The following is a 12,688-nucleotide window of genomic DNA, read 5'->3' as shown; positions in this document are numbered from 1 at the left end:
TCCACCGGGTGCCAGTAGCATGTCCAACGTCGAAATACAAGGTTCGGACCATTTAATAGGTTCGATACCGCTCAAGCAGTCCAGCGCGGCCACCGGCCCGCGCGAGCCGTCCACTCCCACCATTGTCAACCTGCAGGCCATGCGTGGCATTGCGTGTCTGCTCGTTTTCATCGGTCATGCCTTTTTGCTGCAGCCTGGCATCGGCTTCGACAAGATGGGGCCGTACTTCGGCGGGATCGCGTCGAGTGGCGTCGACATCTTCTTCGTGATCTCGGGCTTCATTATCAGCACGGTCGCAGTCCGCAGCGCCCGCAACGGGGTAGGGCATCGCGGCATAGTCGCGTGGAACTTCGGTGTCAAACGACTGACTCGGATCTACCCTGTTTACTGGATTGTTTTCGCGCTTGCGGTTCTGCTGAGTCCGTATATCGCTTACTCGCCGCCGCAAGTCCCGCGCGAGCCCCTGATCGAACAGGCGCTTCTCCTGACGCACTTCAACAGCCTCATCATGGCCGCGTGGTCGCTGACCTTCGAGGTCTATTTCTACGTGATCGTGACGGCAGCGCTGCTCATCTCGCCGCGCCGTTTGCCGTGGTTGCTTGCACTGTGGGCGGCCGTCATGTCGTTCATCATCATTTATGGTACGTTCGTAAGGCACGAGTGGATCACCGCCGTGCCGACCTCGCCGCTGATTCTGGAATTCATTTTCGGAATGGTCATCGCGTTCCTGATCGACAGGAAGCTGATGGGCTTCGCTGCAACTGCGATCGTGCTCGGCCTTGTCGGCTTTGTAGTTGGACTCGAAGCGATCCGCTTACGAGGATGGTGGACGCTTGGACCGTGGTGGAGAACGTTGGGCAACGGTCTGCCGATGGCGTTCGTACTTTACGGAGTGATCGTGCTTGAGATGAAGGGCGGATGGAAGTTTGCCAAGTTCTGGAGCAAGTTCGGCGACGCTTCGTATTCGATCTATGTCTGGCACCAGTTCATTTTTTACACGGTGCTCAAGGGGCTGGAACTTGCCGGCGTGATCCCGAAGGTTCCCGGGCTGATTCTGATTGCTGGATGGATTGTGATCGCGCTGGCAGTTGGTTTCGCCAGCTACCGCTACATTGAGATGCCGATTCAGTCTCGGCTCAATGGACTGCTGCTACGCCGCGTAGCGCGCTGATCGGTTCGACGCCCGGCTTGCCCGGGCGTTTCATATTGACATTGCGGTGTCGGATTCGGCTTCCTGCAGTCCAAGGCGCCACGACTTCCACTCAGGCGTGCCGCGCACATACGGGTTGTCGAATCGGCCCGCCATTCCTTCTTTGTATGCTCGCTGCTTGACGTCCCAAAGGACGACCTTCGGCCGCATCAATCCGAACGCTTCAAGTATCGATCTGATCATCACATTGCTCCCGCGTTGGAAACGGACAAATGGTAGCAGACGTCTGTTTTGGCGCGTCAGCGCCACTTCCTTGGTTGTTGCGGGTCTTCGTCGTCTCGACGTTGCGTGTTTGTACCGTCTCAAGAAGAAGAGCAAACCGCTGTCGAAACATCCGTCAAGTTAGACAAGCGTGCCCAAGTTAGACAAAAGGCTCTCCGGCCAAAAGCCGGAGAGCCTTTAAATATTGGTCGGGGCGAGAGGATTTGAACCTCCGACCACCTGCACCCCATGCAGGTACGCTACCAGGCTGCGCTACGCCCCGAAAGAGCGAAAGTATATCAGAGCGAAACGAATAGTAGAACTGCTTCGACGAAATTCGTGTTCGAACTCGTCGAATCTACTCGAAAATGCTCACAGCCTGAGTTCAGACTGCGTGTAAGGGGAAGTCTTGATCGAAACAGGCGCGTCATTGTTACGAAGCGTCGGCACGCGCCGCTTGCGCGCAAGCGCTGCGCGCTGACGCTTGCGAAAGCGCTGTGCCAACAACGCCGACACGACACAAGGAATCAGGTAACTCAACACGCGTTCGCTCCACTTGCTCCGCGTCGCGATGCTTTCATACTGCGTGTGATCATGAAAACTCGCGGACGCAAAGACCATCGTCAGTACGAAGTCGAGAGCCATTGCCAGAAAGCAGAAGATAAACAACACCAGTGCGCCATTCCACAGCAGCTTGCCGTGACTTGCGTTGATCGTGCGGCAGACGAACATCACCGCGCACAGAAGCAAGAGGTTGAACAACAAGGGGAGCCAGGGAAAGAAGTCCATGTGCGCTATGCCAATGATGATGCGTGAAAGAGCCAGCCTCCCCAGCGGCGATCGTCACAATCCGTGATAACCAGATCGTGGAAGGCCAAAGCGGGAATTGGGCGCGATATTCACACACGGCAAGCAGCGCTTGAATACGAGTATTCTTAATCTACGACTAATCCGAATTCTGTCGTGATTCGGTCACTTCCTTGGTTCTTGATCGCTCAGCGAGTCCGATAAGAAATCGATGAAGGTTCTGACCTTCGTCGTCATGTACTTGCGGCTCGTGTACACCGCATACACCGACGGCGCGAACGCTTCGTAGCCCGGCAGCACGCGCAGCAAGTTGCCCGCGCCCAGTTCGGGATCGACGATCCACGCCGGCAAATACGCCAGGCCCATCCCGGCGCGCACGAGCTGGAGCGCCATCGACGTATCGTTGGTCTTCAGCACCGGCTGATTCCTGACCGTGAACGCGCCGTCCGCGCCCGTCAGCGTAACCGTCTCGATATTGGTGTAAGTCGGCAGCACGACGCGATGCCGCGCCATGTCGTCCGGATGCCGCACCGGCCCATGCCGTTCGATATACGCAGGCGATGCCGCCAGCACGAACGGCATCCGGCACAACGGCCGTACGATGAGCGAGGGCGACGGCTCGGACGTCGCGCGCAAGGCCATGTCGTAGCCTTCCTCGACCAGATCGACGAAGCGGTTCTCGAGGCGCAGATCGACGAGCACATCCGGATAACGCGCCTGATAAGCCACCAGCAAATCCGCGAACTTACGATTGGCGAACCAGCCCGGCGCGGTCACCTTGAGCACGCCATGCGGCTGCGCCGTCTGCGTGCCGACCGCGGCTTCTGCCGCGCGCAGGATGTCGAGCGCCTCGCTGCACTGTTCGTAATAAACGTTGCCGGCTTCGGTCAGGCTGAGATGCCGCGTCGTTCGATTCAGCAACCGCACGTTCAAATGGCGTTCGAGGTTGGCGACGTGTTTGCTCGTCATCGCGGTCGAGATGTCTAGCCGTTCGGCCGCCTTCACGAAACTTCCGGCTTCGACGACCTCGCGGAATACGCGAAGACTGGTGAGCGCATCCATCGATCATTTCCTTCGAGGAAACAAAACGCCAATGTTAGCCGGATTTATCCGCGGATGAGGGCAACTCGGACGCAAGCCGGAGCGGGCGTTAGACATCGCCGCACGTCGAGGAAAAGCTGCCCGTCACTTCGGCCATTCGTCGAGTGCGTCGTTGAAGAGCGAGGCGACGACGCCACGCAGCCAACTCGTGCGTGGATCGTTATGAAACTTGCGATGCCAATGCTGCCGCAGATCGAACCTCGGCAGCGCGAGCGGCGGCTCGGCGAGCGTGATCGACGCGTGTTCGGCCACATACGCGAAGCCGATCGCATGCGGCACCGTCGCGATGAGATCCGTACGCGACAAAATGAACGGCAAGCTCATGAAGTGCGGCGTCTCCAGCACGGCGCGGCGCCGCACGCGTTCCTTGTCGAGATGATTTTCGAGTATCTCCTGACTGCGTCCCTCCGCGCGCACGACGGCGTGGCCGCATGCGCAGAAGCGTTCGAGCGTGAGAGGCTCGTGCGCGAAGGGATGATCGCGCCGCATGAGACAGATGAACCGGTGCGAAAAGAGCCGCTGCTGGAAGAAGTTGTTGCCGCGCAGATCGGGAAAATAGCCGACCGCCAGATCGATCGAGCCGGCTTCGAGTCCGCGCTCGACATCGCCGTGTGAAGCCGACACAGACCGCAGATTCGCTTGCGGCGCCTCGGTTGCGAACGCCTGCAACAAGCGCGGCAGAAACACGATCTCGCCGACATCCGACAGCGCTATCGAGAACGTGTCGGTGCTCGATGAGGGATCGAAGTGCTGCGTATCGAGCAAACCGCGTTCGATCCGCCCGAGCGCCTCGCGCGCCGCCGGCACGAGCGCCAGGGCGCGCGGCGTCGGTTCCATGCCGCGCGAGGTCCGCACGAACAGCGGGTCGTTGAAATATTCGCGCAACCGTCCGAGCGCCGTCGACACGCGCGGCTGACTCACGCCGAGCCGCTCGGCGGCGCGGCTCACGTTGCGCGTCTCCTCTATCGCGACGAGGAACGGGATCAGATTCAGGTCGAGGTCGGTCATGCGGCCGTCGTTATCGTCCGGCGGAACATTCGCCTCGCGGATAGTGGAGTGTCGCGCGGATCATCCACGCCGCGCAACCATGTCCGACACGCGCTGCGCCGCTTCCTGCAGCGGCGTCAGGAACGACTTCACCATTTGCTTCGCGCTCTTGCGCTGCGCGTTGCCGGAGAGGTTCAGCGCGGCGATCACGCGGCCTTGCCGGTCGCGAATGGGCGCCGATAGCGAGATCAATCCTTCTTCCAGTTCCTGATCGACGATAGCCCAGCCCTGGCGCCGCACGAGCGCGATCGATTCCCTGAGCGCAGTCTTGTCGACGATGGTGTGCGGCGTGCGCGCGACGAGTTCGCTGGCATCGAGTGCTTCGTCGAGTTGTGCGTCGTCGAGCGCGGCGAAAAGCACGCGGCCCATCGACGTGCAGAACGCGGGCAGACGGCTGCCGATCGACAGATTTTGCGTGATGATCTTGTGGGTCGGCACGCGCAGCACGTAGACGATCTCCGCGCCGTTCAACACCGCCGCCGAGCAGCTTTCGTGAACTTGCGCGACGAGTTCTTCCATGACCGGCTCGGCGAGATTCCAGAACGGCATCGACGTGAGATAGGCGAAGCCCAGGTCGAGTATCTTCGGTGTGAGCTGGAAGAGGCGGCCATCGGCTTCGACATAACCGAGCGTCTGCAACGTAAGGAGAATGCGCCTTGCGCCCGCGCGCGTTAAGCCGGTCGCGGCGGCGACATCGGTGAGCGTTTGCGCCGGGCGGTTCGCGTCGAACGAGCGGATGACCGAGAGCCCGCGCGCGAACGATTGCACGTAGGCGTCGCCGGGACGCGCGGGGTTATCGGATGAATCCGCGTCGGCATTCGTTGGAGTGGACATATTGAAAGCGTGAAGACCCGTACAAACCCGCACTTCGCGCATGCTTCGTTGACACGACAAAGAACCGGGGACTAACATGCCAATGTTCGCTTAACGAATCCATGTTCGCATATCGAACATTTCGAAGCAAGCTTGTCGGCGCACAGGTAAACCCCGAGATGCGTTTGCTTCAAGCAGCCGCTGACACGCAAGTCGGTTCGACACAGGAGAAAGTACGGCAATGATCAACAAGATTTTCGACTCGCTCGCGTCGGCGGTGGCGGATGTGCAAGACGGCGCGACCATCATGATCGGCGGTTTCGGCACGGCGGGCATGCCCTCGGAACTGATCGACGCGCTCATCGAACAGGGCGCGCGCAATCTCACCATCGTCAACAACAACGCGGGCAATGGCGACACGGGTCTCGCCGCCTTGCTGAAGGCGAAGCGCGTCAGCAAGATCATCTGTTCGTTTCCGCGTCAGACCGACTCGCACGTCTTCGACGCGCTCTACCGCGCGGGCGAAATCGAACTCGAACTCGTGCCGCAGGGTAATCTCGCGGAGCGCATTCGAGCGGCGGGCGCGGGCATCGGCGGATTCTTCACGCCGACCGGCTACGGCACGAAGCTCGCAGAAGGCAAGGAAACCCGCGTGATCGACGGCAAGCACTACGTGCTCGAAGCGCCGCTACACGCCGACTTCGCGCTCGTGAAGGCCTATAAGGGCGACCGCTGGGGCAATCTGGTCTATCGTAAGACGGCGCGCAACTTCGGGCCGATCATGGCGAGCGCCGCGAAGACCGCCATCGTGCAGGTGTCGAAGGTCGTGCCGCTCGGCGAGCTTGACCCCGAAAACATCGTGACGCCGGGCATCTTCGTGCAACGTGTGGTCGAAGTGCCGCAGGCGGTGCATGCCGCCGAACTCGAAGCTGAACTTGCATCCTGAAGGATCGAAGCCATGAAGAAACTTTCCCGTGACGAAATGGCCCGCCGCGTGGCCGCGGACATTCCCGAAGGCGCGTATGTGAACCTCGGTATCGGCGTGCCGACGCTCGTCGCCAATCATCTCGCGGCGGATCGCGAAATCTTCCTCCATAGCGAAAACGGCCTGCTCGGCATGGGTCCCGCGCCCGCGAAGGGCGAAGAGGACGACGAACTCATCAACGCCGGCAAGCAGCACGTCACGCTGTTGACGGGCGGCGCGTTCTTCCATCACGCCGATTCCTTCGCGATGATGCGCGGCGGCCATCTCGATTTCTGCGTGCTCGGCGCGTTCCAGGTCTCGGCGACGGGCGACCTCGCCAACTGGCACACCGGCGCACCCGATGCGATTCCCGCCGTCGGCGGCGCAATGGACCTGGCCATCGGCGCCAAGCAGGTGTACGTGATGATGGAACTGCTCACGAAGCAAGGCGAGAGCAAGCTCGTGGCCGAGTGTTCTTATCCGGTGACGGGCGTACAGTGCGTGGATCGCGTGTATACGGACCTCGCCGTGTTCGACGTGACGCCGGAAGGCTTTGTCGTGCGCGAGATGGTGGAAGGTCTGTCGTTCGACGAACTGCAAAAGCTGGCCCAGGTGCCGCTGCAATACGTGCCGCTGTCCGAGGCTGCATAAACGCTTCGCCTGAGAGATAACTGGAGTTGACCGATGAAAGAAGCTTTCGTATGTGATGCCATCCGCACGCCGATCGGCCGTTACGGCGGTTCGCTGTCTTCCGTGCGTGCCGACGACCTGGGCGCCGTGCCGCTGCGCGCGCTCGTCGAACGCAACAAGGAAGTGGACTGGGAAGCCGTCGAGGAAGTGATCTACGGCTGCGCGAATCAGGCGGGCGAAGACAATCGCAACGTCGCGCGCATGTCGGCGTTGCTTGCCGGCTTGCCTGTGGGCACGCCCGGTTCGACGGTGAACCGCCTGTGCGGTTCGGGCATGGATGCGGTCGGCATCGCGGCGCGCGCCATCAAGTCGGGCGAGGCGAGCCTTTTGATCGCGGGCGGCGTCGAGAGCATGAGCCGTGCGCCGTTCGTGATGGGCAAGGCGACGAGCGCGTTCTCGCGTCAGGCCGAGATTCACGACACGACCATCGGCTGGCGCTTCGTCAATCCGCTGATGAAGAAGCTCTATGGCGTCGACTCGATGCCCGAAACCGCCGAGAACGTCGCCGACGACTACAAGGTGAGCCGCGCCGATCAGGACGCGTTCGCGCTGCGCAGTCAGCAGAAGGCATCGCGCGCGCAGAAGGACGGCACGCTCGCCCAGGAAATCACGCCGGTCAGCATCGCGCAGAAGAAGGGCGACGCGCTCGTCGTGTCGCAGGACGAGCATCCGCGTGAGACGAGTCTCGAAACGCTCGCGAAGCTGAAGGGCGTGGTGCGTCCGGACGGCTCGGTGACGGCGGGCAACGCTTCGGGCGTGAACGATGGCGCCGTCGCCATGCTGATCGCCGACGAAGAAAGCGCGAAGCGTCATGGCCTCACGCCGCGCGCGCGCATTCTCGGCATCGCGACCGCGGGTGTCGAACCGCGCGTGATGGGTATCGGACCGGCGCCCGCATCGCAGAAGCTGTTGGCAAGCCTTGGCATGACGATCGACCAGTTCGATGTGATCGAACTGAACGAAGCCTTCGCCTCGCAAGGGCTCGCCGTGCTGCGCATGCTCGGCATTGCCGACGACGATCCTCGCGTCAACCCGAACGGCGGTGCGATCGCGCTCGGACATCCGCTCGGCGCGTCCGGCGCGCGGCTCGTGACGACCGCGAGCTATCAGTTGCAGCGCACGGGCGGGCGCTTCGCGCTCTGCACCATGTGCATCGGCGTGGGCCAAGGCATTGCGATGGTCATCGAGCGTGTCTAAGGACATGTTCGCCTCGACCGGTCGTCTCACGGATCTCATCTGCGGCAACGAGGCCGCCAACGCGCTATGGTCGGCACGCGCGACGGTGCAGGCCATGCTCGATGTCGAAGCGGCGCTCGCGCGTGCATCGGCGGAGCATGGCGTGATTCCGGCGAGCGCGGTCGATGCGATCGTCGCCGGGTGCAATGCCGACAACATCGACGCCGGCGCATTGATGACCGGCGCGGCCGCCGGCGGCAATCTCGCGATTCCGCTCGTCAAGCAATTGACCGCCGTGGTGAATGCCGGCGACGCCGAGGCCGCGAAGTACGTGCATTGGGGCGCGACGAGTCAGGACATCATCGACACGGGCGTCATGCTGCAACTGCGCGCCGCATTCGAACTGATCGATACGGATCTGCGCGAACTCGCCGCATCGCTCGCGCAGCAGGCGCAGAAGCATCACGCGACGCCGATGATCGGCCGCACATGGTTGCAACAGGCGCTGCCAATCACGCTCGGTCTCAAGTTCGCGCAATGGCTGGATGCGGTGACGCGTCATCGCGGGCGTCTGTACGAACTAAAATCGCGCGTGTTCGTGCTGCAATTCGGCGGCGCGGCGGGCACGCTGGCGAGTCTGCGCGACAAGGCCTTGCCGGTGGCGCAGTCGCTCGCCGATGAACTTCAGCTCGCCCTGCCCGCGCTGCCTTGGCATACGCAACGCGATCGCATCGCGGAGGCGGCGGCGTTTCTGGGCATGCTCACGGGCACGCTTGGCAAGATCGCGCGCGACATCTCGCTCATGATGCAGACCGAACTCGGCGAACTCGCCGAGCCGGCCGCCGCAGGCAAGGGCGGGTCGTCCACCATGCCGCACAAGCGCAATCCCGTGGGTTGCGCGGCGGTGCTTACTGCCGCGACGCGCGCGCCCAATCTCGTCGCGACGGTTTTCGCGGGCATGGTGCAGGAACACGAACGCGCGCTCGGCGGCTGGCAGGCGGAATGGGAAGCGCTGCCCGATCTCGCGCGGCTTACGGCGGGCGCGTTGTCGAATATCAAGGGCATCGTGCCGGGTCTCGAAGTGAACGTCGCGCGGCTCGCGCGGAATCTCGACGCGACCAACGGTCTCGTGCTCGGCGAAGCGGTCATGCTCGCGCTCGGCGACGCCATCGGCCGGCTGGATGCGCACAAGCTCGTCGAGCAGTCGTCGAAGGCGGCGGTGGCAAGCGGCCAGTCTCTCTTCGATGTGCTCGCCGCGAACGAAACCGTCACGCAGCATCTTTCGCAACAACAGTTGAAATCCTTGCTCGATCCGGCGAACTACGCCGGTCAGGCACAGGCCTTCGTCGAGGCCGCGCTCGAGCTTCATCGCGCGAACGCGTGAGCGCACAAGATTCAGGAGCGATACAGCATGCCCCTTGCCGCTATCAACGGTACCCGGATTCACTATCGAGTCGATGCCCGCGCGGGCCATGACGCCCCGTGGCTCGTGCTGTCGAATTCGCTCGGCGCCGATGTCTCCATGTGGACGCCGCAAGTCGAAGCGTTCGCCGAGCACTACCGCGTGGTGCGTTACGACACGCGCGGCCACGGCCATTCGGACGCGCCAGCGGGGCCGTACACCATCGATCAGTTGATCGGCGATGTCGTCGGGCTGCTCGATCATCTCGGTATCGAACGCGCGCATTACTGCGGTCTGTCGATGGGCGGGCTCACGGGCATCGGGCTCGCCGCGCGTCATCCCGAAAGTTTCTCGCGCGTGGTGCTGTCGAACACGGCGGCGCTCATCGGCTCGGATGCGGTGTGGACGCCGCGCGCCGCGAAAGCGCGTGAAGCAGGCGGCATGTCGTCGCTGACCGACGCCGTGATCGCGCGCTGGTTCACTGCGCCGTTCATCGAGCGCGAACAGCTCGTGCTCGCCAACATCCGCGATGTCTTCCGGCATACGGAGGGCGAAGGCTACGCGTCGAATTGCGAAGCTATCCGCGACGCCGACCTGCGCGCCGAAGCGAAGACCATCGCGCTGCCGGTGCTCGTGATCGCAGGCACGCACGATCTGTCGACGACAGCCGAGCAGGGCCGCGAACTGGCGGGTTATATCGAAGGCGCGCGCTACGTCGAACTGGACGCGGCGCATTTGTCGAACATCGAGAAGCGCGACGATTACACGCGCGCCGTGCTCGACTTTCTCGGAGAACAACCATGACTGATGACGAACGTTACGAAGCCGGCATGAAGGTGCGCCGCGCGGTGCTGTCCGATGCGCACGTGGACCGCTCGCTTGCCAACCGCACCGATCTCACCACGGATTTCCAGAACTTCATCACGCGCTATGCGTGGGGCGAAATCTGGACGCGCGATGGCTTGCCGCGTCATACGCGCAGCCTTCTCACCATCGCGATGATGGTCGCGCTCAATCGTGGCGAGGAACTCGCGTTGCATCTGCGCGCCGCGAAGAACAACGGCGTGACGCAGGACGAGATCAAAGAAGTGCTGCTGCAGACGGCCGTGTATTGCGGCGTGCCGGCCGCGAACTCAGCGTTCCATCTAGCGCAGAAGATCTTCGAGGAAGAGGCGCAGAAGAAGTAAGGAGCTCTCCGCCTGTTGCGGCATGTCAAGCCGAGGGCCGTTCATCGCGAACGGCCCTCGGCTTTTCAGAACGCGTAATACGGCCCGTTTCCTGCGGGCGTCGCGCGTCCTTCGAGCGCCGTGAACACGCGTCTCCCAAAGAAGAATGGCAAGCCCCAGTCGAAGTATCCGCTCGACGGTCCGGCGAGATTGCTGAACGCAAAATTGCCGCTTGCGATCAACGTGGTCGATTGCGCGACGCTGAACGAGACGTCGGTCGTGATGCCGCTCGTCGAACGCACGGTCGCGCTCAAGGCTTGCGTCGCCGCCGGGCAATACCACGCGCCGCATGTCGTGATGCTCGTCGAAGGGAAGAACAACCCATTCGATCCGCTGTCGATGAAGCTCATCCCATACTGACTGCCGCCGAAGCTCGTCGACACATAGCCGGAAGACGAACTCGATTTCAACACCGTCGCCGAGCCGAGTAGATTGTTCGCCTGCGAACCGATGCCGAAGGTCATCGTCCCCGTGACCGCGGATGCGCCTGCGGCTGGAATGGCGGGGAGTTCGATCAGCACGCCGTTGTTGTCGGCGGCGAAGTTGGCGACCGGATTGGTCACCTGCTGCGCAACCGGCAAGCTGCTCGCCGTGCAACCGCCGCCCGCGTTGCAGGTGTAGTACCAGCGCGGCATGGCGGAGGCGGCGCAGCCCGCGCCGCAATCGGCGGTGAACGGACCGACGCCGAGAATGCCGTTGCCGCGCAGCTTCGATGCGTCGAGCATCGGCAGGCCGGACTGTGCGCAATCGGCGGGCGCCGTGGGCGTCGATGCATCGGCGATCAACTGCACGGAGGTTGCCCCCGCCACTTGGCCAGCGAGCCGCACATCGGCGGTGCGCACGGCGCCCCATGTGTAGCCCGTGCCAAACACCGAGCATTCGGCGACGAACCCGTTCGAACCGCTTGAAGCGACGAGCGGCAGCGCGATTTGCGAGTTCAGCGCCGACGCCAGCACGCGCAGCCCGTGCGAGCCGGTATCGACCTGGATGTTGTCGATGGTCTGGCAAGTATTCGTGCCCGGCACGCAGATAGTGACGCTCGTCTGCAGCATGTTGCGCGTGCGAGTTGGCGTGCTGGTGACGGTGATGGTCTGCACGTTCGGCGTGGTCGATTGCACGACGGTGGTGGAGTCGGCGCTCGGTGCGGATGCCGCGCTGGCGCTGCTGGCGGCGCTTGCCGCGGCCGGAACGCTTGCCGTGCCCGGCGCGCTGGCCGTCGCGGGCGCGCTGGCTTGTGCAGGCGCGGCGGGTGCCGGCGTGGCGCTGTCGGAACCGCCGCCACCGCCGCATGCGGTCAAGGTCAGTGCGGTGACGATAAGAAGCGTGAGATGCGTGCGAATAGGCATGCGTGCCTCCATCGTCATTGAATATCGGCGGTGGATACGCCAACTGGAAGCGCGCTCACGAGCCATGCGCGGCCACTGAACTCACGCAGCCGCACGTGATTTTCGACGACGAGATCGCCATTCGCGATGCGCGTCGCGTGCAGACCGGCATCGCCCGACGAAGCGTTCGCGCCGTCCTTGAAGCGCTGAAAGTACGCGCCGAGCAGCGCTTCGGTGTCGGGCATGGCCGGTCCGCGCCAGGAGATTGCGTACACGGCGCCGCTGGCCGCGACGTATTCGCGCACGACGATGCCGTTCGCGTCCGTCGTTTCGACGTAATCGAGCAGGCCGTGCGTCGATCGATGCGCGACGACACCTGGCGAAAATACGGCGCTGCGCGCTATCGCGCCGAGTTGCGCTTGTGCAGGTGCGGCCATCGATCCGCCGAGCGCGATGCAGGCCGCCGCGAGGTAATGAGGATTTCTTAGCGTATGTCTTGGCGTAGTCACGTGTTCCTCTCTCAGTTTCACTCAGATAAGTCTTAATTTTGAGAGCGATTCTAGAGGGAAGAAGGGGATGGGCGATACCGTCGCCCGAGGCACTCGAAAGCCGCGAAAAGCCTTCGAAAGACGGGCGTGGTGCCTTGAAAATCAGTACGTTACGAAGCTCGAAAAGCCAAATTGCCTATTTCTGAGACTGTCATAAATTGTCATTTCGAGGCGAAGA

The 12,688-nt window shown here is 62.6% G+C and carries 13 protein-coding genes and 1 tRNA gene; 7 read left to right on the top strand and 7 right to left on the bottom strand.

The genetic code is table 11. The annotated features are described in order from the left end of the window. Nucleotides 1-19: 19 nt before the first annotated feature. Complete coding sequence (locus ACYQ47_RS29940; protein ID WP_459908343.1) at nt 20-1,171, top strand: acyltransferase family protein; 1,152 nt, start codon at nt 20-22, stop codon at nt 1,169-1,171. Between the two features lie 446 nt (nt 1,172-1,617). On the opposite strand, the gene ACYQ47_RS29935 is transcribed toward ACYQ47_RS29940, so the two are convergent. The 5 genes from ACYQ47_RS29935 to ACYQ47_RS29915 form a co-directional block, all read right to left on the bottom strand. Further along, nucleotides 1,618-1,694: transfer RNA gene (locus tag ACYQ47_RS29935), tRNA-Pro, on the bottom strand. 89 nt (nt 1,695-1,783) lie between these two features. Beyond that, nucleotides 1,784-2,200: a hypothetical protein gene (locus ACYQ47_RS29930; protein ID WP_459908341.1), complete on the bottom strand. Its 417-nt coding sequence runs from the start codon at nt 2,198-2,200 to the stop codon at nt 1,784-1,786. Between the two features lie 183 nt (nt 2,201-2,383). Beyond that, on the bottom strand, nt 2,384-3,280 hold the full coding sequence (locus tag ACYQ47_RS29925) for a LysR family transcriptional regulator (RefSeq protein ID WP_459908339.1): 897 nt from the start codon (nt 3,278-3,280) through the stop codon (nt 2,384-2,386). Between the two features lie 123 nt (nt 3,281-3,403). Further along, nucleotides 3,404-4,327 (bottom strand): LysR family transcriptional regulator, encoded by a 924-nt coding sequence (locus ACYQ47_RS29920; protein ID WP_309963945.1) that lies wholly within the window; start codon nt 4,325-4,327, stop codon nt 3,404-3,406. Nucleotides 4,328-4,387: 60 nt separating this feature from the next. Then, nucleotides 4,388-5,200, bottom strand: a complete 813-nt coding sequence (locus tag ACYQ47_RS29915; RefSeq protein WP_309963943.1) for an IclR family transcriptional regulator — start codon at nt 5,198-5,200, stop codon at nt 4,388-4,390. A 220-nt stretch (nt 5,201-5,420) separates the two neighbouring features. Here ACYQ47_RS29915 and ACYQ47_RS29910 point away from each other — a divergent pair, with 220 nt between their 5' ends. Genes ACYQ47_RS29910 through pcaC form a run of 6 tightly spaced genes read left to right on the top strand, consistent with a single transcriptional unit; the run spans nt 5,421 to nt 10,598 of the window. Continuing rightward, on the top strand, nt 5,421-6,125 hold the full coding sequence (locus ACYQ47_RS29910) for a 3-oxoacid CoA-transferase subunit A (RefSeq protein ID WP_244827716.1): 705 nt from the start codon (nt 5,421-5,423) through the stop codon (nt 6,123-6,125). 12 nt (nt 6,126-6,137) lie between these two features. Further along, entirely contained in the window at nt 6,138-6,794 is a 657-nt protein-coding gene (locus ACYQ47_RS29905; protein ID WP_244827717.1) for a 3-oxoacid CoA-transferase subunit B, read from the top strand. A gap of 33 nt (nt 6,795-6,827) precedes the next feature. After that, nucleotides 6,828-8,030 (top strand): 3-oxoadipyl-CoA thiolase, encoded by a 1,203-nt coding sequence (gene pcaF, locus ACYQ47_RS29900; RefSeq protein ID WP_459908335.1) that lies wholly within the window; start codon nt 6,828-6,830, stop codon nt 8,028-8,030. A 4-nt stretch (nt 8,031-8,034) separates the two neighbouring features. Beyond that, entirely contained in the window at nt 8,035-9,393 is a 1,359-nt protein-coding gene (locus tag ACYQ47_RS29895; RefSeq protein WP_459908333.1) for a 3-carboxy-cis,cis-muconate cycloisomerase, read from the top strand. 27 nt (nt 9,394-9,420) lie between these two features. Beyond that, nucleotides 9,421-10,215, top strand: a complete 795-nt coding sequence (pcaD, locus tag ACYQ47_RS29890; RefSeq protein WP_459908331.1) for a 3-oxoadipate enol-lactonase — start codon at nt 9,421-9,423, stop codon at nt 10,213-10,215. Further along, on the top strand, nt 10,212-10,598 hold the full coding sequence (gene pcaC, locus ACYQ47_RS29885) for a 4-carboxymuconolactone decarboxylase (protein WP_244827721.1): 387 nt from the start codon (nt 10,212-10,214) through the stop codon (nt 10,596-10,598). Before pcaD ends, pcaC begins: the two co-directional genes overlap by 4 nt. A 65-nt stretch (nt 10,599-10,663) precedes the next feature. Here pcaC and ACYQ47_RS29880 read toward each other — a convergent pair whose 3' ends face one another. Both ACYQ47_RS29880 and ACYQ47_RS29875 read right to left on the bottom strand, forming a co-directional pair. Further along, nucleotides 10,664-11,983 (bottom strand): DUF3443 domain-containing protein, encoded by a 1,320-nt coding sequence (locus tag ACYQ47_RS29880; RefSeq protein ID WP_459908329.1) that lies wholly within the window; start codon nt 11,981-11,983, stop codon nt 10,664-10,666. A 14-nt stretch (nt 11,984-11,997) separates the two neighbouring features. Beyond that, on the bottom strand, nt 11,998-12,471 hold the full coding sequence (locus ACYQ47_RS29875; RefSeq protein WP_244827723.1) for a DUF2844 domain-containing protein: 474 nt from the start codon (nt 12,469-12,471) through the stop codon (nt 11,998-12,000). Nucleotides 12,472-12,688: the final 217 nt, after the last annotated feature.

It is taken from the genome of Caballeronia sp. HLA56, assembly GCF_054655155.1.
This window is presented reverse-complemented; position numbering and strand designations above follow the sequence as displayed.